The organism is Ideonella sp. (assembly GCF_041287625.1).
Lineage (GTDB): Bacteria > Pseudomonadota > Gammaproteobacteria > Burkholderiales > Burkholderiaceae_C > Ideonella.
Genome location: NZ_JBGGNH010000014.1, coordinates 26240 through 52810, shown reverse-complemented (window position 1 = coordinate 52810; position 26571 = coordinate 26240). Strand labels below are relative to the sequence as shown.

Here is a 26571-nt window from a genome sequence, read left to right as displayed (position 1 = left end):
CCCGGGCAGGGCGGCTCTGCGCGCTCAGCGGTGCGGCGCGGCCTGGTCGTCGAGGTAGCGGGCCAGTGCCTGCATGACGCGGGCATGCTGCACTGCCAGTGTTGCCTGCAAGGCCTCGCAGCGGGCCGACTCGCCGGCATTCGCGGCCTGCTCGAGCGCACGGGCGGTCTGCGACAGGCCTTCTGCGCCGATGGTGCCGGCGGTCGAGATCAGGTCATGGGCCAGCGCGGCGGCCTCGCGCCAGGCCGCCCGCGCCAGCGCCGCGGCCAGCTGCGCCGGCTGCTCGGCATGCACGCTGACAAAGCGCTGCACCACCTTGCGGTACAGGTCGCGCTGGCTCAGGCAGCGCTGCAGGCCCAGCGCAAAGGACACGGCTTCTTCGGTGTTGTCGCCGTCCGGTGGCAGGGCCGTGCTGCTGGCGCGTGGGCTGGCCGCAGCCGCCCCTGGCAGGGCCGGCGGCGGGCGCACCGCAGGCGTGTTCGCCGGGACCGGCCGCGGCGCCAGCCAGCGCACCAGCACCTGGAACAGCTGCGCCGGGTCGAAGGGTTTGGTCACGTAGTCGTTCATGCCCACGGCCAGGCTCTTGTGCCGGTCCGAAGGCAGTGCGTGAGCGGTCATCGCGATGATGGGCAGCGTCTGGTGCCGCGCCTCGCGGCGGATCAGCGCCGTGGCCTGGTAGCCATCCATTACGGGCATCTGCACGTCCATCAGCACCAGGTCGAAATGCTGGTCGCGCAGGCAGGCCAGCGCCTCCTTGCCGTCGCGTGCCAGCTGCACCTCCATGCCGGCGTATTCGCGCAGCAGGTCGCCCGCGACGATCTGGTTGGACTCGTTGTCCTCCACCAGCAGCACCCGCTTGCCGCGCAGCATCGCCGGCACCGCCGCCGGGTCGGTCGACTGGCTGGCCGCAGCGGCCTCGCGCTGCTGCACCAGCATGCTGGCATGCTCGGCCGTGCCCACCTGCAGCCGCGCGTCGAAGCTGAATTCGCTGCCTTCGCCAGGCTTGCTCTGCACGCCGATCTTGCCCCCCATCAGCGTCACCAGCTGCTTGCAGATCGCCAGGCCCAGGCCGGTCCCGCCATGCTGGCGCGTGCTCGACGGGTCCAGTTGATCGAAGGGCTGGAACAGCCGTTCGGCCTGCGCCGGCTGGATGCCGACCCCCGTATCGTGCACCGCAAAGACCAGGGTGCAGGTGGGCACTTCGCTGCTGCTGTCCTGCTGCGTGCAGCGCACGGCGACCCGGACCTCGCCGCGTGCGGTGAACTTGACCGCATTGGCGCAGAGGTTGACCAGCACCTGCTCCAGCCGCAGTGCATCGCCCACCAGCACCGGCGGCAGGTCTTCGGGCACGTCCATCTTCAGCGCCAGGCCCTTGTCCTGCGCGCTCGCGCCGATGGCGGCCTGCAGCTTGTCCAGCACCTGCACCAGCAGGAAGGGCCGGTGTTCGAGCGCCAGCTTGCCGGCCTCGATCTTCGAGAAATCCAGGATGTCGTTGATGATCAGCAGCAGCGTGTCGGCCGCGGCCCGGGCCTGGTTCAGGTAGCCGCGCTGGCGCGAGTCCAGCCGGCTGCGCAGCGTCAGGTTGATCAGGCCCTGCATCGCATTCATCGGCGTGCGGATCTCGTGGCTCATGTTGGCCAGGAACTCGCTCTTGGCGCGTGTGGCCGCCTGGGCCTGCTCGCGCGCTTCGGCCAGTGCCTGGTGGGCCTCCTGCCACTGCGCCTGGCGCTGCTGCAGCTGCTGGGTCAGTTCGGCCTGGCGGGCCTCGCTGGCCCGGGCCCGGGCCATGGCCTGCTCAGCCACGCTGCGTTGCTGCGCGAGCTGCCAGCCCAGCTGCCGATGGGCCCGCAGCAGCCGGCTGCCCAGCGCGGCAATGCCCAGTACCGCCACGGGCATCCAGCTGGCCGCGGCCAGCAGCCCGGGCGGCGAGCCGGCCAGCCCGAACACCATGGCCAGCTGCACCAGCGCCCAGAGGCCGAAACCGGCTGCGACGTGGCGCGCCTCGCGCTTCTGCGATTGGCGCGCCAGGGACAGGAACAGCAGTGCCAGCGTCCCCTGAAAGAAGACGCCCGCGACTGCCAGAAATTCGCTGGGATTCATGGTGGCCACGGCCTGCTGCCTGTTCAGGAGCTCGGGTTGAATTCAGACTAGCACCAAGCTTGGCGCGGCGCCATGCGGGCATTGCCGCGTCTGCACTGCAGGCTGTGCGAACGGTCGCCTTTGCTGCACGCAATGGCAGTCTGGAGCAGGCCCGTGACAGTCCTTGTTCAGCGGCTGTTCAGGTGCCTGAAACCACTTTGGCGCCGATGGGATCAGTGCGCGTGGCCACCGTCCATCGCGTGGCGCTGGACGCGGTTGCGGCCGGCGCGCTTGGCCTGGAACAGTGCCTGGTCGGCCGCGCGGACCAGCCGGGCGCTGTCGCTGGCCGCGTGCAGCGGCGCGCAAGCCAGGCCGATGCTGATGGTCACCACCTGCTGCGGACTTGCCGGGTGCGGCAACTGCAGCGCCTGAACTGCTGCGCGCAGCCGCTCGGCGACCACGGCTGCACCTTCCGAGTCCACTTCCTGCAGCAGCGCGATGAATTCTTCGCCGCCGTAGCGCGCCAGCATGTCGCCTGGCCGCACCAGCGCGCGCTGCAGCGCCTGCGCAACCTGGCGCAGGCAATCGTCGCCGCAGGCGTGGCCGAGCTGGTCGTTGAGCGGCTTGAAGTGGTCGATGTCCATCATCAGCACCGCCACCGACGGCGTGCCGTGTTGCTCCCGCCACCAGGCACCAGCCAGCGTGTGGTCGAGAAAGCGGCGGTTGCCCACGCCGGTCAGCGCGTCGGTCCAGGCCAGCGAGCGCAGCGCGGTGTGCTCGCGCTGCAAGGCCTCGCCGCGGGCGATCTGGCTGACCTGCGAGACGACGCTGCGCAGCGCATAACCCAGCACCGCGCTGACCACGCCTGCCGTGCCCCAGGCGTAGTCCACACGGATCAGGAACAGCGAGACCACCAGCAGCGCGCCCGGCACCACCAGCGGCCCGGCCGCATGCACGCTGCGCACCAGCGCCGCAGAAGGCTGCGGCAGCGCCAGCCCGGCCTGCGGTGGCCGCAATGCCAGTGAGGCCAGCAGCGCGAATGCAACCGTGACCACCGCGCCGTATTCCGGGCCATAGGCTGGATCGCCGGCAATGAAATGGTTGTTCCAGCCGGCCACGCCCATGTAGAGCAGCGCGTGCACCAGCAGCGCGCCGAACAGCGTGCGCTCATCGGCTTCTTCGGCCGCGCACCAGCGCACCAGCGCACCCAGCACGATGAACAGGTTCTGCGCGTCGAACAGCCACATCATCGTGTGCACGCCGGGCTGGTCCTGCGCGCCATGCACCGTCAGCACGTTCCAGGTGATCAGGAAGTAGCCGAAGCCCAGCGCCAGCGCCAGCAGCGCGTCGATGCCGCGCACCCAGCGCTGGCCAAGGGGCTGCCAGCTGCTGGCCAGCAGAAAGGTCAGCGGCACGGCGGCCAGGTGGAAGGCCAGCATCGCGCCGCGGTACATCTCGTTGGCCAGGCCCATCACCCATTCGTGCCACAGGTTGCCAAAGCCGCCGGCCGTCCACACCAGCAGGCTGGCCGTCACCAGCCACCAGCCGGTGCGCGCCGCGGGTTGCTGCTGCTGCCAGCCGCGCCAGGCGGTGGCCAGCCCGGTCAGCAGCGGCGCTACCACCATCGCCAGATAGGCCACGCCGCCCGCAGCCTCAGGCCAGGCAAGCGGGAGGCCGAATTGCAGCAGCAGGAAGCCCAGCGGCAGCGAGATACAACGAGTTACAACATGACGCACGGCACGATTCTGACCCAAGCCGCCGCCGCCTTTGCGCGGCGCAGCGTCAAAGGCAATCTTTACCCGGGCAAGGGCAAACCGCCACACCAGGCGGTGACATAGGCCGGCGCCGCCGCGGTGCTGTGCGGTGCCGCCACCGGGGCCTGCGGCTGCAGCACCAGCGGCAGCACGCCGGCCCAGACCGGCAGGTCCAGGTCCTCGGCGTCGTCCTGCGGTCCGCCGCTGCGCACCTTGCAGGCGGCCTCGTTCAGCGGCAGGGCCAGCAGCGTGGTGGCGGCGAATTCCTTGTCGTTGCCGGCCCGCGCCTCGTGCTCGCGGCCCGGTGCAATCTTGTGCATGAACAGGTCCATCAGCCGGCGCTTCTCGACGTCACCTGCCACCGCCTCGAAGCTGCCATAGACCACGGCCGAGCGGTAGTTCATCGAATGGTTGAAAGCCGACTTGGCCAGCACCAGCCCGTCCATCAGCGTGATGGCCACGCTGACCTGCTGGCCGCTGCCCAGCAGCTTGACCAGCCGGCCGCCGTTGGAGCCATGCACATACAGCCGCTCGCCGTCGCGCCAGCAGGCGGTGGGGATGCAGTGGCTGCTGCTGCCGTCATGGAAGGCGATGTGGCAGAGGTAGGCGGCGTCGAGGATGGCGTGCAGCGTGGCCGCGTCGTAGCGGGCCAGCTCGGCCAGGCGTTTGACGCGGGTGCGGGCACTGGGCGGGGACATGGGGCAACTCCTCGGGTGCGAACTGGAAAGCGGCGCAGCATAAGCAACAATTGGCCCCTCACCTAGAGCCATTACCCGCCAGTTTTTGGGGCCAACTTCCGCACCGCCATGGACTACGCCCTGCTGCTGCGCCGCTTTGACGACGCGCATCCCTCCGCCGGCTCCCGCCAGGCGCAGCTGCACCAGGGCCTGCGCCTGGCCATCCTGGACGGCCAGCTCGCCGCGGGTGCCGCGTTGCCGCCCAGCCGCCAGCTCGCCGCTGACCTTGGCGTGGCCCGCAACATGGTGCTGTACGCCTACGAACAGCTGGCCGCCGAAGCGCTGGTGCGCACCGAAGGCCGGCGCACCCGTGTGGCGCCGCTGCCGGTGCAGCCGCGGGCCGAAGAAACGCTCGCGCTGCCGCTGTCCCGCCGCGCGCTGTCGCTGAGCGAGCCGTTGGACGGGGTGGACGGCTCGCACCTCGTCACCCCCGGCCCGGACCGTGCCTTCGTGCCCGGCCTGCCGGACCTGCCCTCGTTCCCGCTGGCGCTGTGGCGCCGCCTGCTGGACCGCGCCTGGCGCGAGGCCACCCCGCCGGACCTGGGTTACGCCGGCGTGCAGGGCGACGCCGCCTTGCGCGAAGCGCTGGCCCAGCACCTGCGCGCCAACCGCGGCCTGCGCTGCAGCGCCGGGCAGCTGTTCGTCACCGACGGCACCCAGCAAAGCCTGCAGCTCTGCGCCAGCGTGCTGGCCGATGCCGGCGACACCGCGTGGCTGGAAGATCCCGGCTACGGCGGCGCACTGACGGCCTGCCAGTCCGCCTTGCTGAAGGTGGTCGGCAAGCCGGTGGACGGGGAAGGCCTGCGCCTCACCGAGGCCGACTGGCGCCGCCCGCCCAGGCTGGTCTACGTCACGCCGTCGCACCAGTACCCGCTGGGCTCGGTGCTCAGCCTGCCGCGCCGGCTGGCGCTGATCGCCAACGCCCGGCGCCACGGCAGCTGGATCCTGGAAGACGACTACGACAGCGAGTTCCGCCACACCGGGGCGCCGCTGCACGCGCTGCAAGGCCTGGAGCCGGCCGCGCCGGTGTTCTACTACCTCGGCACCTTCAGCAAGACGCTGCTGCCGGCGCTGCGCACCGGCTACATCGTCGTGCCGGCCGGCATGGTCGCGCCGTTTGCCGAAGCCATGAGCCGGCTGCAGCCGCGCGGCCGCCTGCCCGAGCAGCGTGCGCTGGCCGCGATGCTGCACAGCGGCGCCTACCTGGCCCACCTGCGGCGCATGCGGCGCCTCTACCGCGAGCGCCGCGAAGCCCTGCTGGCTGCGCTGCAACGCCACCTGGCCGACACCGTCGTGCCCGTCGGCCACGGTGCCGGCCTGCACCTGTGCATCACGCTGCCGCCGGGCGTGCGCGATGTGGACGCCAGCGCGCGTGCCGCTGCGCGCGGCCTGGTGGCACGCCCGCTGAGTCAGCACCACTTGCCTGGCCGGCGCGCGGCACCGTGGAACGGCCTGGTGCTGGGCTACGGCCATGTCGGCGCGCAGGCCATGGACCGACAGGTCGCAGTGCTGGCCCAGGCCATCGCGGCTTAGCGCGCAGCGGGCCCGCACGCGGCCGGGCCGATCCAGCGCTCGCTGGTTTGATCTGCCGCAATGGTGAGGTGGCTGCCGCTTTCTACATTGGCAGCACTCTGGCGATCGCCGGCATTGGTGTGGCGCTGTTCAGCGTGTCGCCGGCGCGCTTTCGGCGCACCATCGGCCAGATGGCTTGACGGCTTGATGGCCTGACCCCTCGTGGAGGAAATACCCAACATGCCCGCTCCCGTGATGCCTGCCGGCGAAGTCGGCCTGGTGCGCAACCGCCTGTTCAGCGAGATCGCCATCGGCGACCATGCCGAGATCGAACGCCGCCTCACCGCCGAAGACATCCAGCTCTTCGCGGTGCTCTCGGGCGACGTCAACCCCGCGCACCTGGACGCCGACTACGCCGCGGCCACCCGCTTCCACGGCGTGATCGCCCATGGCATGCTGGGCGGCGCGCTGATCTCGGCCGTGCTCGGCACCCGCCTGCCCGGCCCCGGCACCATTTATCTTGGCCAGACGCTGACGTTCCTGGCCCCCGTGCGCATTGGCGACCTGCTGCGCATCTCCGTCACCGTCAGCGGCCGCGAAGAGGCCCATCAACGGCTCACGCTGGCCTGCGCCTGCGTCAACCAGGACGGCGTGACGGTGATCAGCGGCGAGGCCCGGGTCATCGCCCCGACCGAGCGGGTCGAGCGCGCGCGCAGCACGCTGCCGGACGTGCGGCTGGAGGCGCACAGCGACGGCCCGCAGCGCCTGATGGACCACGCCCGCACGCTGGGCGCGATCCGCGTCGCGGTGGCGCACCCTTGCGACGCGACCAGTCTCTCCGCCGCGCTGGATGCACGGGCTGCCGGCCTGATCACGCCGGTGCTGGTGGCGCCGCGCGCCCGCCTGGAGGCGCTGGCCGCCGAGCTCGGGCTGGACCTGGCAGGCATTGCCATCGAGGACGTGCCGCACAGCCACGCCGCGGCCGAGCGCGCGGTGCAGCTGGCCGCCAGCGGCCTGGTCGAAGCCTTGATGAAGGGCAGCCTGCACACCGACGAGCTGATGGCCGCGGTCGTCAACGGTGCCACCGGCCTGCGCACCGCGCGCCGCATCAGCCACTGCTTCCTGATGCAGACCCCCGCCTACCCGCGGCCTTTCATCATCACCGACGCGGCGATCAACATTGCGCCAACGCTGGAGGACAAGGCCGACATCATCCGCAACGCCATCGACCTGGCGCATGCCATCGGCGTGGCCGCGCCGCGCGTGGCCATCCTTGCTGCCGTCGAGACGGTGAACCCGAAGATGCCCGCCACGCTGGACGCCGCCGCGCTGTGCAAGATGGCCGACCGCGGCCAGATCAGCGGCGCGCTGCTGGACGGCCCGCTGGCCTTCGACAATGCCGTGTCAGTCGCGGCGGCCACCATCAAGGGCATTCGCTCCGAGGTCGCAGGCCGGGCCGACGTGCTGGTCGTGCCGGACCTGGAGAGCGGCAACATGCTGGCCAAGCAGCTCGAATACCTGGGTGGCGCGCACAGCGCCGGCATCGTCATGGGCGCCCGCGTGCCCATCGTGCTGACCAGCCGCGCCGACAGCCGCGAAGCCCGCATCGCCTCCTGCGCGCTGGCGGTGCTGCTGGCCCACGGCTACCGGGCCACGCCGCCATGAAGACCGAGATGCATCTGGTGCTGAACTGCGGTTCGTCGAGCATCAAATTTGCGCTGTTTGAAGGGGGCGATGGTCCCTTGCCGCGCGAGCCCGAATGGGGCGGCAAGGTCGAAGGCATCACCGGCGCGAAGCCGCGCCTGACCAGCGCTGCAGCCGGCCAGCCTGCGGTGGCCGAAGACGTGGCGCTGCGGGCTGAGGCGCCCTACCACGACGCGCTGGCCATCATCGAGGCGCGCGTGCTGGCGCAGCTGGCTGGCCGGCCGCTGTCCGCCGTGGCCCACCGCGTGGTGCATGGCGGCGCCAAGTATTCGGCCCCGGTGCGGGTGGACGCGCATGTGCTGGCTGATCTGAAGGGCTACATCCCGCTGGCCCCGCTGCACCAGCCGTTTGCGCTGGAGGCCATCGAGGTGCTGCTGCAGACGCGGCCCGGCCTGCCGCAGGTCGCCTGCTTCGACACCGCCTTCCACCACACGCTGGCCGAAGTCGAGCAGATGCTGCCGCTGCCCTACGCCGCCTGGGAACGCGGCCTGCGCCGCTATGGCTTCCACGGCCTGTCGTACGAATACCTCGGCATCGCGCTGGCCGATCGCCACGGCGAGGCCGCGCGTGGCCGCACCCTCGTGGCTCACCTGGGCAGCGGCGCCAGCCTGTGCGGCATGCAAGGCCTGCAAAGCGTCGCCACCACCATGGGCTTCTCGGCGCTGGACGGCCTGATGATGGGCACCCGCTGCGGCGCGCTGGACCCGGGCGCCGTGCTCTACCTGATGGAAATCGAAAAGCTCAGCCTGCAGCAGGTCGGCCACCTGCTGTACCACGAGTCCGGCCTGCTGGGCCTCTCCGGCATCTCGGCCGACCCTCGGGAACTGCTGCCGCTGGAAGCCGACACGCCGCGCGTGCAGGCCGCGCTGGCGCTCTACGTGCGCCGCATCGTGCGCGAGATCGGCGCGCTGGTCGCGGTGCTCGGCGGGCTGGACCTGCTGGTCTTCAGCGCCGGCATCGGTGAACACAACCCCGAGATCCGCGCCCGCGTCTGCGCCGGCCTGGGCTACCTCGGCCTGGCGCTGGACCCGCCCGCGAACGCAAGCCACGCCCCGCTGATCTCCACCCCCGAGAGCCGCGTGCGCGTCGCGGTCGAGCCCACCAACGAGGAATGGATCGCCGCGCGCCATGCGCAGGCGCTGCTGGCCCGCGGCTGAGCACGAGCGCCCCGGCCGCCACCCTTCCCCCGGATGCGGGATGGCGGCGGCCACGGCGCTGCCGACAATGCCGGCATGGCACTGACCGACGAACAGCGACAGGCAATCCGCGAGGAAGAGCAGTTCAGGCTGCAGCTGCGCGAGGAACTGGCCAATAGTTTGCCGCGCGCGGCGCCCGGCCCGCTGGAACGGTTGGCCGCCTTCTTCGACACCAAGGCCGGTTTCTGGCTGCTCACCACCGTGCTGGCCAGCGTCACCGCCACTGGCTTCGGCACCCTGCAGCGCTACCTCGACCGTAACGAGATCCGAGAGCGCGAGGTGGCCGAAGCGACCCGCCGCGACACTGAAACCCTGCTCAAGCTGGGCCCGATGCTCACCTCGGACAATCGCAGCCAGGTCGACATGGCCATCGTTCTGCTGGATGGCCTCACGGCCCGCAAGGGCGTTGACGACGTGGTGGCCGGCCAGGTGCGCCGCCTGTTCCAGGCCACGCTGACCGCAGGCCTGAAGTCCGACGCAAGCGACCCTGAGAAAACCCAGGCCCAGGCCATCATCGCTTTTGCCGACAGCGCCCGTACCGCGGCCATTCAGCGCCCCGGCGCCGCTGCCTCCGAGCCGGCCGCCACGCAAGCCAGCGTCAGCGCGGCGGTCGACCAGCTGACGCTGCCGGTACGGGTCTACCTGCAGATCGGCAGCGACGACGACCGGCCGCGCGCGACCGCCGCCCTCGAGGCGCTGCGCCAAGCCGGGCTGATTGCGCCGGGAGTCGAGCGGGTGCCGCCCAGCAGCGCACCGCGCAGCAACGAGCTGCGCTACTGCGGCGACAAGGTCGACCCCGCCGCGCTGCAGCGGGTACGCGAAGCCGTGGCAGCCGCCGTCTCGCCGCCGCCCGCCGAGAAAGTGCTGCAGCCTTCGCAGTGCGGCAAGGTGCGCGCCAACCACTTCGAGGTCTGGTACGCCCGCGCTGCTCCCTGAGGGCCGCTGCTGCCGTCAGGCGCCGGCAAAGCGCTGGCCGATCTCGCGCAGGGAGTCCTGCACCCGCGCGGTGATGGCCGAGCCGCCGTGGGCCGAGAGCACCAACTCATGCGTGGCCCGGGTCATGCCCACGTAGAGCAGGCGCGCCGCGTCTTCCAGGGTTTCGGGCTTCATCGGCATGGCCTGCAGCCCGGCCACGAACACGTGCGGGAACTCGAGGCCTTTGGCGCTGTGCAGTGTCAGCAGCTTGACCGAAGGCCGGCTCCAATCAAAGCGCCGGAAGGCCTGGGCATTCATCGACTGCAGCGGCAGCTTGCGCCTGGTCAGCGCCTGCTCGATGGGCCGCATCAGATATTTGGCCCGACACAGGACAGCCATGTCCTGCAGCGCCGTGCCTTCGGCATGGGCCTGGGCAATGCGCTCGGCCAGCAGCTCCGCCTCCTCCCGCTCGTCCCTGGCGTTGATGAACACCGGCAAGCTGCCGCGACGGCCGGCGCTGGCCGGGGCCACCAGCGGGATCTCGTCTTCGCCGCGCGATTCGCCTGCGCCTTCGAGCAGGCTGTGCGCGCAATGCACCGCCAGCGCCAGGACTTCGGCGGTGTTGCGGTAGTTCATCTTGAGCACGCTGGTACGGCCGCGTGCCTCGATCTCGACGTTCGCGAAATTGAACTTGCGACGCTTCTTCTGGTAGATCGATTGCGCGTCGTCGTACAGCACCAGCAGGCTGTTGGTGGCCGGGTTCACCAGCCTGGTGGCCATGCGCAGCCAGGCGTCTTCGAAGTCGTGCGCCTCGTCCACCAGCAAGGCGGTGTACTGGCCGCCGGGCACGAAGCCGGTCTGCAGCGATCGGTCCACCACGTCCACCAGCTGCCGGAACTGCGCATCCTTGTCGGGCGCCGGCGGTACGTGCAACTGGTAGCTGTCGACCACATCCTTGCACCAGTGGTGGAAGGTGCGCACCTGGACTCGTTCGTCCACGCCGCGCTCGCGCAGCTGCGCGCCAATGCGGTCGGCCAAGGTGCGGTTGAAACACAGCACCAGCACTGGCTGGTCTGGCCGCGCGGCGGCAGCCAGGTGCTGCGCGCGGTAGATCAGGATCATGGTCTTGCCCGATCCCGCCGCGCCGTGGATCACCCGGTGGCCTTCGCCCAGCGTGCGCGCGATCTGCTCCTGCTGCAGGTCCATCACCTGCAGCAGGTCCGGCAGCTGCGGCGCGGGCACGTCGTCCAGAGCCAACGCGCCCTGGGTCGACATGCGCAGCTCGGGGAACAGGTGCCAGCGGATGCGGTCACGCTGCGGCAGCGTCAGCGTGTGCGGGTAGCTGACGGTGAACATGCCCCACAACCGCTTCTGGAAGTCGCCGGCGTCCAGCGTGTCGGCCAGGTCGTCGCGCAGCAGCGTGGTGTGTGGCGCGAACAGTTCGGCGAAGTCGCTGCCAGCCACATCGCCGGCCTGCAGCCCGGAGAAGACCACGCCCCAGCCATACGGGAAGATCAGCTTGCCGCGGAACGAACCCGCGCCATGCGTGAGCAGCGGGTCGTGCTGCATCACGTTGACCAGTTCCATCGCGTAGTCGCGTGCCTGGCGAAGAGGGTTGGCTTCGGTCACGCGCCCGCGCGGCGTGTTCAGCGTTACCGCGTCGCGCGTCGCCTCGGCCAGCGTGGCCTTTTTCCAGTCCTTCACCTCCAGCAGCAGCACGCCCTGGCGCGGGCTGAGGATCACGAAGTCCGGCTGGCGCGCCTTCGGGCCGACCGGCACGTTGTGCCAGACCAGGTAGTCGTCGTCCAGACAGCGCTTGAGCTGGTTCAGCACCCTGCGTTCACCAGTGTTGCAGCGGCTGTCGACGTTGCTGAGTCCTTGAGGAAAGATGGCCATCGAAGCTCGCGCAAGACTTCGCGCCTTGTGTCGGAGTGAAGCGCGGACGAGGCGCGGAGACGGTCAGTCAGAATCCTAGTGCAAGTCAGCGCCTACCCGGCACGCGCCTGCTCGCCAAAGCCAAAGGAGTTCACATGCCCCTCCTCACCCCCGCCGAACGCCGAGCCCTGCGCCGGCAATGCCCGCACATCGTCACCGGCTTCACGACGCTGACGCCCGCCGAGGAGTTTGCCGCGATGGCGGCCTGGTGCGAGGCGCAGCAGGTCGAGCACGACATGTATGGCGAGGGTGCGGTGGTCGAGGATTTCGAGGCCAAGGTGGCAGGCTTGCTGGGCAAACCGGCGGCGGTGTTCATGCCCAGCGGGGTGATGGCGCAGCTGGCGGCGGTGCGCGTCTGGACCGAGCAGGCGCGGCTGCCGCGTTTTGGCCTGCATGCGACTTCGCACCTGGCGCAGCACGAGGAGCAGGCCTTCGAGGCCTTGTTGCAATGCCACGGCGTGGTACTGGGCCATGCGCTGCGGCCGTTGGTGGCGGGTGACCTGGCGGCTTGCAAGCAGCCGCTGGCCTGCTTGCTGGTGGAGCTGCCGATCCGCGAGGCCGGCGGGCAGTTGCCAAGCTGGGACGAGCTGACCGAACTGTCTGCTGCGGCGCGCGAAAGAGGCATCGCGCTGCAAATGGACGGCGCGCGGCTGTGGGAAAGCGTGGCCTTTTATGGCCGGCCGCATGCCGAGGTGGCGGCGCTGTTCGACTCGGTCTACGTCTCCGTCTACAAAGGCATTGGCGGCGTGGCCGGCGCGGTGCTGGCCGGCAGCGAGGACTTTGTCGCCCAGGCCCGGCTGTGGCGGCGCCGTTTTGGCGGCACGCTGCATCACCTGAGCCCGATGGTGGTCTCGGCCGCGATGCGCTTCGACGAACGCCTCGCGTTGATGCCCGCCCTCTACGCCCGCACCGTGGCCTTCGCCGAAATGCTGAACGCCGTGCCCGGCCTGCGCGTGAACCCGGGCGTGCCGCACACCAACATGTTCCACCTCTACGTGGACGCACCGATGGACGCGGTGATGGCCGCCCGTGACGCGCTGGGCGCCGAGACCGGCCACTGGCTGTTGGACAACGTGCGTGCCGCCGAGGTGCCTGGCTGGAGCCTCAGCGAGCTGTACCTCGGCGACCGCCTGCTGGCGCTGGACGACGCGGTGCTGGCGCCGCTGTATGGGCGGCTGCTGGCCGATGCGCGGCGGTTGCCGGCGTGAAGGCGGGCCTCGCGTTCAGGACGGCGCCCGCCAACGCTCGCGCAGGTCGTCCAGCGCGGGCACGCAGGCCATCACCACCAGCACCAGCGCGAGTGGCACGGTGCACAGGTAACCAAAGCCCTTGAAGCCCCAGGCGCCCAGCAGCCCGCCAAGGAAGAAGCTGGCGGCCAGCGCAAGCAGCATGCGCAGCCGCTCGCTGTTGGCCCGCACCGGCGGCGCGCTGCTGCGGCTGTCGTTCCAGTAGACCAGCTTGCCCAGCTCGATGCCGATGTCGGTGATGGTGCCGGTGATGTGGGTGGTGCGGATCTCCGAATGCGTGATCTTGGACATCACCGCGTTCTGCAGGCCCATGATGAAACACAGCAGCATCACCGTGCCCGGCACGAACAGCCCGCGCAGCCCTTCGAGCTGCGCGCCGGCCAGGCCAAAGCACAGCAGCAGCCCGGCCTCCAGCAGCAGCGGCCAGGCGTATTCGGCGAACAGCTGGCGCCGCCGCGCATGGTTGACCAGCACCGCCGAGGCCATCGCGCCCAGCACGAAGCTGACCAGCCCGCCCAGGCCCGACAGCACCACGTCGCTGACGCCCAGCACCAAGTTGTCGGCCATGGCCGAGACGATGCCCGTCATGTGCGAGGTGTACTGGTGCACCGCCAGGAAGCCGCCGGCGTTGGTCGCCCCGGCCACAAAGGCCAGCGTGTAGCCTAGGTGGCGGTTGGCCTGCGCCGTGCGCGTGCGGCCGGTCAGACGGCGGGCGTAGTTCAGGGGCATGGCTTGGGAGCGGTGCTGCGGCTTCGGTGCCTTTGCAGAGTGTGCCTGCAAAGTCCGGCTGAGCGTTGATGGGCCTGATTCGGGCGATTGCCCTGGCGCGGTCCCTGCTTTTGGGGAACAGTCGCGGCGACGCCGCTCCACCTCTGCAGCTTGTGACCACTCTTGCGCCCTCCGCCGCCGATCCGGCCGCGACGAATTCCTCCGACCCGCGCAGCCGCGCGGACCGGGCCTTCTTCGGCCACCCGGCCGGCCTGGGCTGGCTGGCCTTCTGCGAGCTGTGGGAGCGTTTCTCCTATTACGGCATGCAGGCACTGCTGGTGATCTACCTCAGCAACTACCTGTTCCTGCCCGAGCACATCGGCCAGGTGGCCGGCATCGACGCGCTGCGCGCGGCCATCGAAGGCGTGACCGGGCCACGCAGCACGCAGCAGCTGGCCTCGGTGGTGTTCGGGCTGTATGCCGGGCTGGTCTACCTGACGCCGATCTTCGGCGGGCTGGTGGCCGACCGCTGGCTGGGCCGCACGCGCACCATCGTCATCGGCGCCACGCTGATGGCGCTGGGCCATTTCCTGATGGCCTTCGAGGCCAGCTTCCTGCTGGCGCTGGCCTGCCTGCTGCTGGGCGTGGGCTGCTTCAAGGGCAACATCGCAGCGCAGGTCGGCTCGCTCTACGCGCCGCAGGACAAGCGCCGCGCCAGCGCGTTCCAGATCTTCATGCTGGCGGTGCAGGTCGCGGTGATCCTGGCGCCGCTGGTCTGCGGCACGCTGGGCGAGAAGGTCGCCTGGCACTGGGGCTTTGGCGCCGCCGGCGTGGGCATGGTGATCGGCCTGTTCGTCTACCTGGCCGGTCGCCGCTGGCTGCCGCCGGAGGACTTGAAGGGCGACAAGCAGGTGGCAGCCACCGCGCCGCGCACGCCCATGGCGTCGGCCGAAAAGGCCAGGCTGGTGTTGCTGGTCGTGATGATCCCGGTGCTGATGCTGTCCATCGTCGGCAACCAGCAATACAACAATGCCTTCCCGCTGTGGTCGCAGGATCACATGGACCTGCTGCTGTTCGGCTGGCAGATCCCGGTCACCTGGCTGCAGGCGGTGGACGCCATCATCAGCACCGCGACCATGGTGCTGTCCATCGCCTTCTGGCGCTGGTGGGCCACGCGCCGCCGCGAGCCGGACGAGCTGGTCAAGATGGCGCTGGGCTCGCTGCTGGCGGCGGGCGGCCCGGCCTTGATTGCGGTGGCGGCCATGCTGATCGAAGGCACCGGCGAGAAGGTCAGCCTGGTCTGGACGCTGGGCTACACCTTTGTCAACGACCTGGGCTTCGCCAACATCCTGCCGGTCGGCCTGGCGCTGTATTCGCGCACGGCGCCACGCCGCTTCGAGGGCCTGATGATCGGCGTCTACTACCTGCACCTGTTCCTGGGCAACACCTTCGTCGGCTGGCTGGCCGGCCTGCTGGAAGTCATGCCCGGCCGCGACTTCTGGGCCCTGCACGCCGCGCTGGTGGCCTCGGCCGGCGTGCTGCTGCTGGCGCTGCGTTTCTTCTTCGGCAAGCTGTTGTTGCCCGAAGAAGACGCAGCTGCCGCCAAGGCCTGAGCGGGCCCAGCAGCACGATGCGCCGCCGCATGATTTTTGCCTCATCAACCGCAGTGCCCCGATGACCTCACGCCGCCACTTCCTGATCCAGGCACCTGCCGGCGTGCTGGGCGCCGCTGCCGGCGGGCAAGCCGCCGAGCCTGCGCCCGCCGAGGCACCGCCGCCGGGCGCGCCGCCGGCCTTCGGCACCGCGCTGCCGGTCGGCCCCGAGGTCTCGGCGACGACCTTCGCCGAGGCCGGGAAGCTGATGCGCGTGACGCTCAGTGACGCCGAGCGCGAGATGGCGGCGAGCAGCTGGCGCAGCACCATGCCGGCGATGATGGAACGCCGCGCCGGCCCAAACACGCTGGCCATTCCCGACAGCGTGGCGCCAGCCTCGCGCTGGCAGCCGGCGCACATCCGCGCAGGCGCGCGGCCCGCCGGTTCCGAGCACGACCGCTTCGTGCGCTCGAAGGCTGGCGCTGCGCCGCTGCCCGCCAGCGAGGCCGACATCGCGTTTGCGCCCGTCACCCAGCTCTCGCGCTGGATCGAGCACAAGCAGCTCAGCGCCGAGCGGCTGACGCGCATCTACCTCGCGCGCATCCAGCGGCTGGACCCCAAGGTGCGCGCCGTCATCACGCTGACGGCCGAGCACGCGCTGGCGCAGGCCAAGGCGGCCGACCGCGAGATCGCCGCCGGTCATTACCGCGGCCCGCTGCACGGCATCCCGTTTGGTGTGAAGGACCTGCTGGACACCGCCGGCATTGCCACCACCTGGGGGGCGGAGCCCTTCAAGGACCGCGTGCCCGTGCAGGATTCGGCCGTGGTGCGCCACCTCTATGCCGCCGGTGCGGTGCTGCTGGCCAAGCTCAGCCTGGGCGCGCTGGCGCTCAACGACATCTGGTTCGGCGGCCAGACGATGAACCCGTGGCTGCTGGAAGAAGGCGCGTCCGGCTCCAGCGCCGGCCCGGGCGCGGCGATGGCCGCCGGCCTCGTGGCCTTTGCCATCGGCAGCGAAACCGGCGGCAGCATCGTCAGCCCCAGCATGCGCTGCGGCGTGACGGGGCTGCGCCCGACCTATGGCCGCGTGCCGCGCACCGGCGCGATGACGCTGTGCTGGTCGCTGGACAAGCTGGGCCCGATGACGCGCACGGTGGAAGACGCGATGCTGGTGCTGCAGGCCATCTCGGCGCCGGACCCGGGCGACGTGGCCAGCGTGCCGGCGAAGCTGGACTTCTCGGCCGCCGCACCGGTCAAGGGCGTGAAACTCGGCTACATCGCCAAGTGGCTGGACGAGCCGCCGGCCATCGACGTGGACCGCAAGGCACTGGCCACGCTGCAGTCCCTGGGCTTGCAGGTCGTGCCCGTCACGCTGCCGGACTGGCCGTATGCCGCGCTCAACACCATCCTGTTCGCCGAAGGCGCTGCCGCCTTCGAGGAGCTGACGCTGAGCCACCGCATCAACCAGCTGAAAGTGCAGTTGCCGGACGCCTGGCCCAACATCTTCCGTCAGTCACGCTTCCTCTCGGCCGTGGACTTTGTGCAGGCGGACCGGTTGCGCCGCATGGTGGCGCAGGAAATGGCGCGGCTGTTCGCCGAGGTGGACGTGCTGCTGGTGCCTTCGCTGCGCGAGGAGATGCTGACCATCTCCAACCACACCGGCCACCCGTCGCTGACGCTGCGCACCGGCTTCGCCGAAGTCAGCGAAGCGCGCAGCGACTGGGCGCCGGACCCGGCGCGCCCCTTGCCCAAGTTCAACCCGCCGCGCCGCGTGCCGCATGGCGTCACCTTGATCGGCCGGCTGTTCGAGGAAGGCCGGCTGGCCGAGGTGGGCATGGCGCTGGAGCGGGCGGCGGGGGTGGCCGCGCAACGGCCGGCGGGTTTCGATTGAGCTCCCAGGGCCGGGCTGCACCCAGCCCGGCCCTGTTGGGGGACCAGGAAACTTGGAGCGGACCGGCGGGAACTGGGACACAGGGTCAAGCCGGTGCTTTGCCAGCGTGTAAAACCGGCCGCCGGCCTGAATTTGTCATCGCGATTGCAGAGGCCCTGCCGCCGGCCAGCCGGCACAATGCGGCGAGCCGCCAGCGCGGCGTGCATCGACCCTTCGGGTGAGCGCCACGCCCACCTTCCCGCCCCATGTCCGTCCTGCCTGCTTCCACCACCGCACCGCTGAGCTTCACCCGCTTCGAGATCCGGCCCGCAGAGCGCCTGTTGCTGAAGGACGGCCAGCCGGCCGAGCTGGGCGCACGCGCCTTCGACCTGCTGCTGGCGCTGGCCGAGCGGCGCGAACGCGTGGTCAGCAAGAACGAGCTGCTGGAACTGGTGTGGCCCGGCCTGGTGGTCGAAGAGAACAACATCGCGGTGCAGGTCAATGCCGTGCGCAAGCTGCTGGGGCCGGAGGTGGTGGCCACCATCCCGGGCCGTGGCTACCGCTTCACTGCCGCGCCGCTGGAAGAATCCGCCACTCCCTCACGGCCTGCCGAGGCTGCCACAGCGGTGGTCGAGCCATCAACCCCCGCGCCCGCCCGCCTGCCCACCAACCTGCCGCGTGTGCTGCAGGCGCTGCGTGGCCGCACCGAGGACCTGGCGGCCCTGGGGGCGCTGCTGGACCAGCACGAGCTGGTCAGCATCATCGGCGCCGGCGGCATGGGCAAGACGCTGCTGGCCCAGCACCTGCTGGCCGGCCGGCGCGAGGCCTATGTGCATGGCGTCTGCTGGGTCGAGCTGGCCACCCTGGCCGAGGGCAGCGCGCTGCCGGGCGCCATCGCCCACGCCGCCGGCCTGCGGCTTGGCGCGGGCGAGCCGCTGGCCTCACTGGCGGCCGGCCTGGCGCCGCTGCAACTGCTGATCGCGCTGGACAACGCCGAGCACCTGCTGGACGAGGTGGCCCGGGTCTGCCAGGCGCTGGCGGACGTGGCCCCCGGGCTCAGGCTGCTGGTCACCAGCCAGGCGCCGCTGAAGCTGCCGCTGGAGCGGGTCTACCGCATCGGCCCGCTGGCCGTGCCGCAAGGCCCGCTGCCGGCGGCCCAGGCGCTGGAGTTCAGCGCGGTGGCGCTGTTCGCCGAGCGTGCCGCCACGGCGGATGCCCGCTTCCAGCTGAGCGACGCCAACGTCGCAGCGGTGATCGAACTCTGCCGCGCGCTGGACGGCCAGGCCCTGGCCATCGAGCTGGCCGCCGCGCGCGCGTCCACGCTGGGCGTGCAGCGACTGGCCAGCGCCATGCAGGACCGGCTGCGCCTGCTCACCGGTGGCCGCAACCGCGCCGCGCCGCCGCGCCAGCAGACCCTGCAGGCCGCGCTGGCCTGGAGCCATGGCCTGCTGGCGCCGCGCGAGCAGATGGTGTTCCGCCGCCTGGCGGTGTTCCATGGCAGCTTCTCGCTGGAGCTGGCGCAGCAGGTGGCGGCGGACGAAGCGGGCGTGGGCCTGGACCAGTGGGACGTGGTGGAAGCGCTGGGCGAACTCGTCGAGCGCTCGCTGGTGGCCATGGTGGACGACGAGCGCGACGATGGCCAGGGCCTGCCGCGCTACCGGCTGCTGGACTCGCCCCAGGTCTATGCGCGCGAGCGGCTGCAGGCCGCCGCCGAGTTCGATACCTTGCGCCAGCGCCACGCGTTTGCGCTGGCCGAACGCTTTGCGCAGGAGTGGGACCGGGCCTTCAGCGGCGAGCTGGGCCTGCAGGCCTGGGCGCGCCAGCTGCTGCAGGACAGCGGCAATGCGCAGGACGCCATGGCCTGGCTGCTGCAGGCCGGCGACGCGCGGCGCGCGCTGCAGGTCGGCATCAGCTGGCTGCTGGCCCTGCCCAACATGCGCCATGCCGAGCGGCAGGCGCTGGCGGCCAGCTGCGAGACGCTGCTGCCGCAGGTCGACGATCTGGCGCTGCAGGTGCAGGGCTGGTTCACCTTGTCGCGGGCCGCCGGTCTGCTGAGCAGCCGCGACGTGCTGGCGAAGTCCGGGCAGGCCCTGGCGCTGGCGCGCCGCCTGGCCGCCGAGGTGGGCAGCGAAGCCACCCGCTGGTTGCTGTATGCCGCGCTGGGCAACCTGCTGGCGCGGCGGATGGTGGCCGACGACGAAGCGGGCACCGTGACGCCCGAGCTGCTGGCCGAGCTGCGCACGCTGGAAGACCCCCGCTGGCCGGCCGCGCGGCGCATCTTCCAGGGCGTTCCGCGCGACGTCATGCCGCAGCGCCTGGCGTTCAGGGCCTTGCTGCGGCAGCAGTGGCGGCTGCAGGACGAGGCCGGGGCCGACACCTTGCTGCTGCGCTCCAACCTGGTCGACGCCGAACTGCTGGCCGGTGACACCGAGGCGGCGCTGCAGCTGGGCGAAGCCTTGCTGGCCGACGTGCAAGGTTCGCGCGACGACTACCTGTTGATGGCCGTGCGCATGAACCACGCGGTGGCGCTGCTGCGTTCGGGCCGGCTGGCCGAGGCGCGGGAGTTGCTGGCGCTGGGCTGGCCCTCTGCGTTGCGCCTGACGTGGTACCCCTCCTATGCCGATCATCTTGCGCTGCTGCTGGCGCTGGAAGGCCGCTTCGAGTCGGCGGCGCAGCTGGTGGGCTATGCCGACGCCGCCGTGAGCCGCGAGGACCAGTTCCGCCAGGGCAACGAGAGCGATGCCATCGAATGCGCGATGGCACTGGCGTTGGCCGCGCTGGGTGAAGTGCAGTGCCAGCGCCTGCGCGACGAAGGCCGGGGCCTGGGCGACGAACAGGCCGCGGCGCTGGCGGGCATCTGAGTGCGGCCACGGCGCGCGTTTAAGAAAGCTTAAGGCCAGGCTTCAGGCCGCTGAAGGACGGCGAGGGCCCCGGCGGGCGACAGTCGAGTCCATGCTGAAACGCGTCGAGATCGATGGGTTTCACCGGACTGACCGACCCACCGAACCGCCCCTGGAGCCCCACATGAACGCCCACCGCAACACCCCCCGCCTGTTCTCTGCCGTCGCGTCGCTGGCCATGACCTTCACGCTGCTCAGCAGCATGTTGGGCCTGGCGTCGCACGAACAGGCGGCCGCGGCCGGCCTGCTGGCCCGGGCGCCTGCCGCGGCCCAGCTCGCCTGAGCCGTCCCGTCGTGGAAGTCCCTGCCGAGGCCGGTGGCTGTTGCTGCTGGCGGCCCGCGGTGCATGGCTGACAGCCCCGCGGCCCTGTGCCTGCCACAGGCGCTGAAGCCGCTGCATGGCCGCAGCGAGGACCTGGCCGCGCTCACGGCGCTGCTGGACCAGCATGCGCTGGTCAGCGTGGTCGCCGCTGGCGGCATGGGCAAGACACTGCTTGCCCAGCATTTGCTCGCCGAACTCGCGCCACGCCATGCCGATGGTGCATGCTGGATCACGCTGGCCGCACAGGGCGACGTGGTGCAGGCCATCGCCGGCGCGGTTGGACTTCGGTTGTCTGCGGCCGACCCGCTGGCGCAGCTCTGCGCCGCGCTGGCGCCCTTGTCGATGCTGATCGCGCTCGACGGTGCCGAGCACCGGCTGGACGCCAGCGCGCGCGCCTGCCAGGCGCTGGTGGCCGCCGCGCCGGGGCTGCGCATCGTCGTCACCAGCCAGGCCCCGCTGGTGCTGCCGCTGGAGCGCCTGTACCGCCTCGGCCCACTGGCGGCGCCGCAAGGGCCGGTGCCGGCGGCGCGAGCGCTGGGTTTTGCCGCGGTGGCGCTGTTTGCCGAGCGCGCCGCGCAGGCGGACCCCCGCTTCAGCCTGACCGACGCCAACGTCGCGGACGTGATTGCGCTGTGCCGCGCGCTGGACTGCCAGGTGCTGGCGCTGGAACTGGCCGCCGCCTGCCTGCCGGAGCACAGCGTGGCCGAGCTGGCCGCCTGGCTGCAGCAGCGGCTGCGCCTGCTGATCGCCACGCGCAACCGCATCGCGCCCGCGGCGCGCCAGCAGACGCTGCGCGCGATCTTCGACATGGGCCATGCACTGCTGCCGCCGCAGCAGGCCGCGGTATTCCGCCGCCTGGCCGGGTTGACGGGCCCCTTTGGCCTCACGCATGCGGCGCTGGCCGACGTGCCGAACCTGCCCGCAGTGCTGGCCGCGCTGGCCCGCCGCGCGATGCTGACGCGGGACACCGTGCCCGACGAGCCGCCGCAGTACCGGCTGCCCGATGCGCTGCGCAGCATCGCGCTGGCGCTGCAACCCCCTCGGGGGGCCTGACGCGAAGCGGCAGGTCTGGGGACGCTCTTAAAGCACGCCGCTTCAAAACGCTTAAGCGCCGGTTTCAGCGTGCTTCAGGCCGCTGAAGGACGCACGCCGGCCCTGGCGGCGACAGTGAGGCCATGTTGAAAGCGACCGCGAAACGCTTGCCACCCGCCCACCCCACTGTCCCGCAGGAATCCATCATGAACACCCAAGCCACCACCCGCCTGTTCTCCGCCGTCGCTTCGCTGGCCGTCACATTCGTGCTGCTGACCAGCGTGCTGGGCATCGCCGGCCACGAGCATGCTGCGGTGCAGCCAGGCCTGCAGGCCGCTGGTACGGCGGCGGCTCACATTGCTTGAGCGGCGGATCGAGGAAAACGTGCCTGCGGTGCGTGAATCTGCCCACTGCTGCGCGCCATTCTTGGCTTTGCGGACCCAGGCGTCACGCCGGCCCGGCAGAATGCCGCACGCCGTCGATGAGGGACACCCCGTCTTTCGGATGAGCCGGTCGCTGTGACGATGTCGCCTACGCCCCCTGATTCTTCGCCGTCCGGCGCGCCGCTGCGCTTTGCCAGCTTCGAGATCCGCCCGGCCGAGCGCCAGCTGCTGAAGGCCGGCCAGCCGGCCGAGCTCGGCACGCGCGCCTTCGACCTGCTGCTGGCGCTGGCCGAGCGGCGCGAGCGGGTGGTCAGCAAGCACGAGCTGCTGGAGCTGGTCTGGCCCGGTCTGGTGGTCGAAGAGAACAACATCGCGGTGCAGGTCAATGCGCTGCGCAAGCTGCTGGGCGGCGACGTGGTGACCACGATCCCCGGCCGCGGCTACCGCTTCACCGCGCCGGCCGACGCGCCCGCCGCTGCCGTCGCGGCCCCGCCGTCGCCCGAGGCGGTGCCGGCCGGGGTCCAGCCCAAGGCGCTGCCGACCAACCTGCCGCGCGTGCTGCAGACGCTGCGCGGCCGCACCGAAGACCTGGCCGCGCTCGGCGCGATGCTGGACCAGCACGAGCTGGTCAGCATCGTCGGCGCCGGCGGCATGGGCAAGACGCTGCTGGCCCAGCACCTGCTGGCCCGCCACAGCGAGGCTTACGCGCACGGCGTCTGCTGGGTCGAGCTGGCCACGCTGGACGACGCCGCGGCGCTGCCCGGCGCCATCGCCCAGGCCGCCGTCCTGCAGCCCGGCCCGGGGGAGCCGCTGGCCGCGCTGGCCGCCGCGCTGGCGCCGCTGTCGCTGCTGATCGCGCTGGACAACGCCGAGCACCTGCTTGCCGCCGTGGCCGAGGTCTGCCAGGCACTGGTGCATGCCGCGCCCGGCCTGAAGCTGGTGGTGACCAGCCAGGCACCGCTGAAGCTGCCGCTGGAACGCGTCTACCGCATCGGTCCGCTGGCCGTCCCGCAAGGGCCGCTGCCAGCCGCGCAGGCGCTGGGTTTCAGCGCGGTGGCGCTGTTCGCCGAGCGCGCGGCGAATGCCGACGCCCGTTTCGCGCTGACCGACGCCAACGCCGCCGACGTGATCGACATCTGCCGCGCGCTGGACGGCCAGGCGCTGGCCATCGAGCTGGCCGCCGCGCGCGCGCCCACGCTCAGCGTGCAGCGCCTGGCCAGCGCCATGCAGGACCGCCTGCGCCTGCTCACCGCCAGCCGCAACCGCAGCGCCCCGCCGCGCCAGCAGACGCTGCGCGCCGCGCTGGCCTGGAGCCACGGCCTGCTGGCCCCGCGCGAGGCGGTGGTGTTCCGCCGCCTGGCGGTGTTCAACGGCAGCTTCTCGCTGGAACTGGCGCAAGCCGTGGTGGCCGAGACCGGCCCGCAAGCCGAAGCCGCCGGGCTGGACGAATGGGGCGTGGTAGACGCCCTGAGCGAGCTGGTGGACCGCTCGCTGGTGGCGCTGGCCGAAGCCCAGCACGACATGTCCGACCTGCCGCGCTACCGGCTGCTGGATTCGCCGCGCGCCTATGCGCTGGAACAGCTGCAAGTGGCCGGCGAGGCCGCGGCGCTGAAGCAGCGGCATGCCGAAGCCGTGGCCGCACACTTCGAAGCCGAATGGGCGCGCAGCCACAGCGGCGAGCTGGGCCTGCTGGCCTGGGAGCGCCAGCTGCTGCAGGACGCCGGCAACGCGCACGACGCGCTGGCCTGGCTGGACGCCGCCGGCGACGCGCGCCGCGCCTTGCAGATCGCCAGCACCTGGCTGCTGACGATGTCGGTGGGGGTGGAGTCCGAGCGGCTGGCAATGGCGGCGCGCTGCCAGGGCTGGCTGGCCCGGCTTGGCAGCGACGAGGCGCTGGCGCTGCAGGCCCGCTGCCTGCTGATGATCGGCCGCCGCGGCTACCACGACGTGGCCGAGGCCGAGCTGGCGCTGGCCACGGCGCGCCGCGCCCAAGCCCAGCAGCCCGACCGCTGGCTGCTGTATGCCGCGCTGTCGCATTGCGTGCTGCGCCGCACGCTGGTCCTGTCGGCCGAGGCGGTGCCGCCGGAGATGCTGGTCGAGCTGGCGGCGCTGGAAGACCCGGCCTGGCCGCCGCACCGCCGCCTGTGGCGCAGTGAACCGCTGGGCCTCATGGGCCTTGTGCAGGGCGGCGCGGCCGTGGCCCAGGGCTTGCGTCTGCTGCGCGAGCACCTGGCGCTGGTGCAGGCCGCCGGTGGCAATGCGACGATGGTGCTGTTCAACCTGGTGGACGGCGAGCTGACCACGGGCGACGCCGAAGCCGCCGTGCGCACCGCCCAGGGCTTGCTCGACAGCCTGCAGGGCCTGCGTGACTCGCACCGCTTCACGATGATGGTGCAGATGAACCTGGCCGCGGCGCTGCTGCGGCTGGCGCGTTGCGCCGAGGCGCGCGCGCTGCTGGAGAGCGGCTGGCCGGTGTCGCTGCGCTTCGAGTGGTATCCGTCCTACGCGGATCACCTCTCGCTGCTGCTGGCGATGGAAGGCCGCCCCGAGCTGGCGGCGCGCGTGCTGGGCTATGCGGACGCGGCGGTGGCCCGTGAAGCGCAGATTCGCCACGCCAGCGAGATCGACTCGGTGCGCCGGACCACTGCGCTGGCCGGCGCCGCGCTGGGCGAGGCGGTGTTCCAGCAGCTGCGCCAGCAAGGTCAGGCGCTGGCCGACGAGCAGGTGGCGGCGCTGGCCTTCAGTGAGGCCCGAGCCTGAGGCGTCGCTTCAGCGCTGCCCTTCGAAGTGGAACAGCTGCACCAGCCGGCCGTTGGCGAGCGAGTCGCCGAACAAGCCGCTGATCGCGTGGAAGAAGTCGCTGCGGAAGACGATGAGGCGGTTGAAGCGCATCGGGATCTCGAACAGCTGTTCCCAGGTCGCGTCGCGCTGGCGTTCCCAGTCGGCAAAGCTCTGCTTGCGGTTGGGCGGCAGGTGGCGCTTCTGGAAGTCCAGGAACGAGCCGTAGCCGCTGGCCTTCAGCGTGGCGGCGTCCGGCCGGCCGGCCCAGCCGGTGGCGCGGTGGCGGTAGAAGCTGGTGCCGCCCTGGCAGTGCTCGGGCAGGCTGAGGTAGAGCACACCGCCGTAGATGTGCGGCTGGGTGGGGCTGTCGACGTGCACATCGGCGCGTGCGGCGTCCGAAGCCAGGCTGGCGCGCAAGGCGCCGGTGTCCGGCGAGTCCCATTTCAGCGGCTGGCCCAGCCAGTCGGCAATGCGTTGCATCGCGGCCATGCAGGGCTGAGGCGGCGTCTGCACGCCGGGGAAGTTAGCACCCTGCTGGTAGGTGGCGGCCTGCTCGCACAGCGCCAGTGCCTGGGCGCGGAAGGCCAGCGGGTCGGGCAGGAAATCGTCGACGACCAGCAGGTCGCGCTCCGCGGCGGCGGCCTCCAGCGCCGCGAAATCCAGCGCCGAGGTGGCACGCAGCAGGCCGGCGGCAGGTGGGCGCGGCGTGGCGGTGTCGGGTTGCACAAAGCCCAGCGTGAGGCGCTGGCGTGCGGTGTCTGAAAGCGCGTAGGCGCTTTCGGCGCTGGCCAGTGCTTCGGTTGCCGCCCAGCGCTGGTACTGCAGACGGGCCAGCGCTTCGTGCCATTCGGCGCGCGCCGGGCCGGTGTTGATTGCCAGCAGGTAGCTGGCCTCCGCCTCGGTGGCTCGGCCCAGCGCCTGCTGCAGGCCGGCGAGTTCGGCACGGGCTTCGGCGTCGGCCGGGCGCAGCGTGCAGGCTTGCGCAAGCTCGGCCGCGGCGTCGGCCAGCTGGCCTTGGCGGGAGAGTGCCGAGGCCAGGTTGACGCGGTAGTCTGCGGCGTCCGGCCGCTTGGTAATCGCGTCGCGCAGGAAGGCCATGCCGATGTCGGCCATGCCCAGGCCCAGGTAGCAAACGCCTGCCAGGTGCAGCGCTTGGTCGTTCGCCGGCTCGGCCGCCAGCACGGCCTGGTAGCGCGAAAACGCGTCCTTCAGCCGGCCTTGCGCATGCAGCTCGCGGCCCTGGGCCAGCAGGCGTTCGACGTCCACCGCGGGGCGGGCTGGCTTGGGCACGGGGCGCGGGGGGCGGAAGGGCAGCATGGCGGCGGGACCGGAGCGGTGCAAGACGGGACGCCCGATTGTCACGGACGGTCACCAGCGCGTGCTGTGCGTGGTCAAGCGTTCACCTGGAACCGCTATGCTTGCGGCCTTCTTCCCGGAGACCCGCATGACGACGTTTGCCCGAACCCTTGCCGCGCTGTCGGCCGCCACCCTGGTCGCCCTGATGCCGGCGCACGCGGGCAGCTTCACGTCCTCCGCGTCGTCTGCGGCGTCCGACTCGGTGGGCAGCGTGTCCGACTCTTTCCGCGGTTCGAGCAACTCCTCGTCCAACGACCGCCAGGCCGCCAATGGCCACTACGAGATCCAGCAGGTGCTGGCGGTGGCCGGCCAGCCGGGGCGTGTGCAACTGGCGCTGAAGTCGCTGGACCGTGACGGTGAAACGCTGACGCTGGAACTGCCGCAGCTGACGCTGGCCCGCGCCAACCTGGGTTCGGGCGACGTCATCACCGCCACGCCGCGGCCCTATGGCACGCAGTTCGCGGTGGCCGCCAGCAACGAGGCGTTTTTCCTGGTCGTCCAGGACGCCTGGCTGAACGAGCTGCCGAGCCGTCCGGTCACGCTTTGAC

18 protein-coding genes and 1 pseudogene are annotated in these 26571 nt (G+C 71.3%); 13 read left to right on the top strand and 6 right to left on the bottom strand.

Going from position 1 to position 26571, the window contains the following annotated elements:
- Nucleotides 1-24: 24 nt before the first annotated feature.
- From ACAH41_RS04255 to ACAH41_RS04245, 3 genes are all read right to left on the bottom strand, one after another.
- Complete coding sequence (locus ACAH41_RS04255) at nt 25-2100, bottom strand: response regulator (RefSeq protein ID WP_325652500.1); 2076 nt, start codon at nt 2098-2100, stop codon at nt 25-27.
- 212 nt (nt 2101-2312) lie between these two features.
- Nucleotides 2313-3815 carry a diguanylate cyclase gene (locus tag ACAH41_RS04250; RefSeq protein WP_325652499.1) on the bottom strand — a complete coding sequence of 501 codons (1503 nt, stop codon included), beginning with the start codon at nt 3813-3815 and terminating at the stop codon, nt 2313-2315.
- Between the two features lie 59 nt (nt 3816-3874).
- Nucleotides 3875-4531, bottom strand: coding sequence for a pyridoxamine 5'-phosphate oxidase family protein (locus ACAH41_RS04245; RefSeq protein WP_325652498.1), 657 nt, complete (start codon nt 4529-4531; stop codon nt 3875-3877).
- Between the two features lie 108 nt (nt 4532-4639).
- On the opposite strand from ACAH41_RS04245, the gene ACAH41_RS04240 reads away from it, so the two are divergent.
- The 4 genes from ACAH41_RS04240 (at nt 4640) to ACAH41_RS04225 (ending at nt 9918) form a co-directional block, all read left to right on the top strand.
- Nucleotides 4640-6103 carry a PLP-dependent aminotransferase family protein gene (locus ACAH41_RS04240; protein ID WP_325652496.1) on the top strand — a complete coding sequence of 488 codons (1464 nt, stop codon included), beginning with the start codon at nt 4640-4642 and terminating at the stop codon, nt 6101-6103.
- A 219-nt stretch (nt 6104-6322) separates the two neighbouring features.
- The gene (locus tag ACAH41_RS04235; protein ID WP_325652494.1) at nt 6323-7747 is read left to right on the top strand and encodes a bifunctional enoyl-CoA hydratase/phosphate acetyltransferase; all 1425 of its coding nucleotides are present in this window, start codon (nt 6323-6325) and stop codon (nt 7745-7747) included.
- A complete protein-coding gene (locus tag ACAH41_RS04230) occupies nt 7744-8943 on the top strand; it encodes an acetate/propionate family kinase (RefSeq protein WP_325652492.1) in 1200 nt (399 codons plus the stop codon). Before ACAH41_RS04235 ends, ACAH41_RS04230 begins: the two co-directional genes overlap by 4 nt.
- A gap of 75 nt (nt 8944-9018) precedes the next feature.
- The gene (locus tag ACAH41_RS04225; protein WP_325652490.1) at nt 9019-9918 is read left to right on the top strand and encodes a hypothetical protein; all 900 of its coding nucleotides are present in this window, start codon (nt 9019-9021) and stop codon (nt 9916-9918) included.
- 15 nt (nt 9919-9933) lie between these two features.
- Here the strand turns inward: ACAH41_RS04225 and ACAH41_RS04220 are convergent, their stop codons facing one another.
- Nucleotides 9934-11793, bottom strand: a complete 1860-nt coding sequence (locus tag ACAH41_RS04220; RefSeq protein WP_325652488.1) for an NERD domain-containing protein/DEAD/DEAH box helicase — start codon at nt 11791-11793, stop codon at nt 9934-9936.
- A 134-nt stretch (nt 11794-11927) separates the two neighbouring features.
- On the opposite strand from ACAH41_RS04220, the gene ACAH41_RS04215 reads away from it, so the two are divergent.
- The gene (locus ACAH41_RS04215) at nt 11928-13040 is read left to right on the top strand and encodes a beta-eliminating lyase-related protein (RefSeq protein WP_325652486.1); all 1113 of its coding nucleotides are present in this window, start codon (nt 11928-11930) and stop codon (nt 13038-13040) included.
- Nucleotides 13041-13067: 27 nt separating this feature from the next.
- On the opposite strand, the pseudogene ACAH41_RS04210 reads toward ACAH41_RS04215, so the two are convergent.
- A pseudogene (locus ACAH41_RS04210) lies at nt 13068-13808 on the bottom strand (YoaK family protein); the annotation flags it as partial.
- 152 nt (nt 13809-13960) lie between these two features.
- Here ACAH41_RS04210 and ACAH41_RS04205 point away from each other — a divergent pair.
- From ACAH41_RS04205 to ACAH41_RS04175, 7 genes are all read left to right on the top strand, one after another.
- Nucleotides 13961-15400, top strand: a complete 1440-nt coding sequence (locus ACAH41_RS04205; RefSeq protein ID WP_325652484.1) for a peptide MFS transporter — start codon at nt 13961-13963, stop codon at nt 15398-15400.
- Nucleotides 15401-15461: 61 nt separating this feature from the next.
- Nucleotides 15462-17270 carry an amidase gene (locus ACAH41_RS04200; protein WP_325652482.1) on the top strand — a complete coding sequence of 603 codons (1809 nt, stop codon included), beginning with the start codon at nt 15462-15464 and terminating at the stop codon, nt 17268-17270.
- A 245-nt stretch (nt 17271-17515) separates the two neighbouring features.
- Nucleotides 17516-20110, top strand: a complete 2595-nt coding sequence (locus ACAH41_RS04195; RefSeq protein ID WP_325652481.1) for a winged helix-turn-helix domain-containing protein — start codon at nt 17516-17518, stop codon at nt 20108-20110.
- Between the two features lie 163 nt (nt 20111-20273).
- Complete coding sequence (locus ACAH41_RS04190) at nt 20274-20432, top strand: hypothetical protein (RefSeq protein ID WP_325652479.1); 159 nt, start codon at nt 20274-20276, stop codon at nt 20430-20432.
- 63 nt (nt 20433-20495) lie between these two features.
- Nucleotides 20496-21524, top strand: a complete 1029-nt coding sequence (locus ACAH41_RS04185) for a hypothetical protein (protein WP_325652477.1) — start codon at nt 20496-20498, stop codon at nt 21522-21524.
- Nucleotides 21525-21709: 185 nt separating this feature from the next.
- Nucleotides 21710-21868, top strand: coding sequence for a hypothetical protein (locus ACAH41_RS04180; RefSeq protein WP_325652475.1), 159 nt, complete (start codon nt 21710-21712; stop codon nt 21866-21868).
- Nucleotides 21869-22027: 159 nt separating this feature from the next.
- Complete coding sequence (locus ACAH41_RS04175) at nt 22028-24646, top strand: winged helix-turn-helix domain-containing protein (protein ID WP_370538193.1); 2619 nt, start codon at nt 22028-22030, stop codon at nt 24644-24646.
- Nucleotides 24647-24655: 9 nt separating this feature from the next.
- Here ACAH41_RS04175 and ACAH41_RS04170 read toward each other — a convergent pair whose 3' ends face one another.
- The gene (locus ACAH41_RS04170) at nt 24656-25957 is read right to left on the bottom strand and encodes a DUF6445 family protein (protein ID WP_325652471.1); all 1302 of its coding nucleotides are present in this window, start codon (nt 25955-25957) and stop codon (nt 24656-24658) included.
- Between the two features lie 154 nt (nt 25958-26111).
- Here ACAH41_RS04170 and ACAH41_RS04165 point away from each other — a divergent pair, with 154 nt between their 5' ends.
- Nucleotides 26112-26570 (top strand): hypothetical protein, encoded by a 459-nt coding sequence (locus ACAH41_RS04165; RefSeq protein WP_325652470.1) that lies wholly within the window; start codon nt 26112-26114, stop codon nt 26568-26570.
- Nucleotide 26571: the final 1 nt, after the last annotated feature.

Excerpts from the sequence above, each read along its gene's own strand:
- ACAH41_RS04255 (WP_325652500.1), bottom strand. The coding sequence starts at position 2,100 with ATGAATCCCAGCGAATTTCTGGCAGTCGCGGGCGTCTTCTTTCAGGGG.
- ACAH41_RS04245 (WP_325652498.1), bottom strand. The coding sequence starts at position 4,531 with ATGTCCCCGCCCAGTGCCCGCACCCGCGTCAAACGCCTGGCCGAGCTG.
- ACAH41_RS04240 (WP_325652496.1), top strand. The coding sequence starts at position 4,640 with ATGGACTACGCCCTGCTGCTGCGCCGCTTTGACGACGCGCATCCCTCC.
- ACAH41_RS04235 (WP_325652494.1), top strand. The coding sequence starts at position 6,323 with ATGCCCGCTCCCGTGATGCCTGCCGGCGAAGTCGGCCTGGTGCGCAAC.
- ACAH41_RS04230 (WP_325652492.1), top strand. The coding sequence starts at position 7,744 with ATGAAGACCGAGATGCATCTGGTGCTGAACTGCGGTTCGTCGAGCATC.
- ACAH41_RS04225 (WP_325652490.1), top strand. The coding sequence starts at position 9,019 with ATGGCACTGACCGACGAACAGCGACAGGCAATCCGCGAGGAAGAGCAG.
- ACAH41_RS04220 (WP_325652488.1), bottom strand. The coding sequence starts at position 11,793 with ATGGCCATCTTTCCTCAAGGACTCAGCAACGTCGACAGCCGCTGCAAC.
- ACAH41_RS04215 (WP_325652486.1), top strand. The coding sequence starts at position 11,928 with ATGCCCCTCCTCACCCCCGCCGAACGCCGAGCCCTGCGCCGGCAATGC.
- ACAH41_RS04200 (WP_325652482.1), top strand. The coding sequence starts at position 15,462 with ATGACCTCACGCCGCCACTTCCTGATCCAGGCACCTGCCGGCGTGCTG.
- ACAH41_RS04195 (WP_325652481.1), top strand. The coding sequence starts at position 17,516 with ATGTCCGTCCTGCCTGCTTCCACCACCGCACCGCTGAGCTTCACCCGC.
- ACAH41_RS04190 (WP_325652479.1), top strand. The coding sequence starts at position 20,274 with ATGAACGCCCACCGCAACACCCCCCGCCTGTTCTCTGCCGTCGCGTCG.
- ACAH41_RS04185 (WP_325652477.1), top strand. The coding sequence starts at position 20,496 with ATGGCTGACAGCCCCGCGGCCCTGTGCCTGCCACAGGCGCTGAAGCCG.
- ACAH41_RS04180 (WP_325652475.1), top strand. The coding sequence starts at position 21,710 with ATGAACACCCAAGCCACCACCCGCCTGTTCTCCGCCGTCGCTTCGCTG.
- ACAH41_RS04175 (WP_370538193.1), top strand. The coding sequence starts at position 22,028 with ATGTCGCCTACGCCCCCTGATTCTTCGCCGTCCGGCGCGCCGCTGCGC.
- ACAH41_RS04165 (WP_325652470.1), top strand. The coding sequence starts at position 26,112 with ATGACGACGTTTGCCCGAACCCTTGCCGCGCTGTCGGCCGCCACCCTG.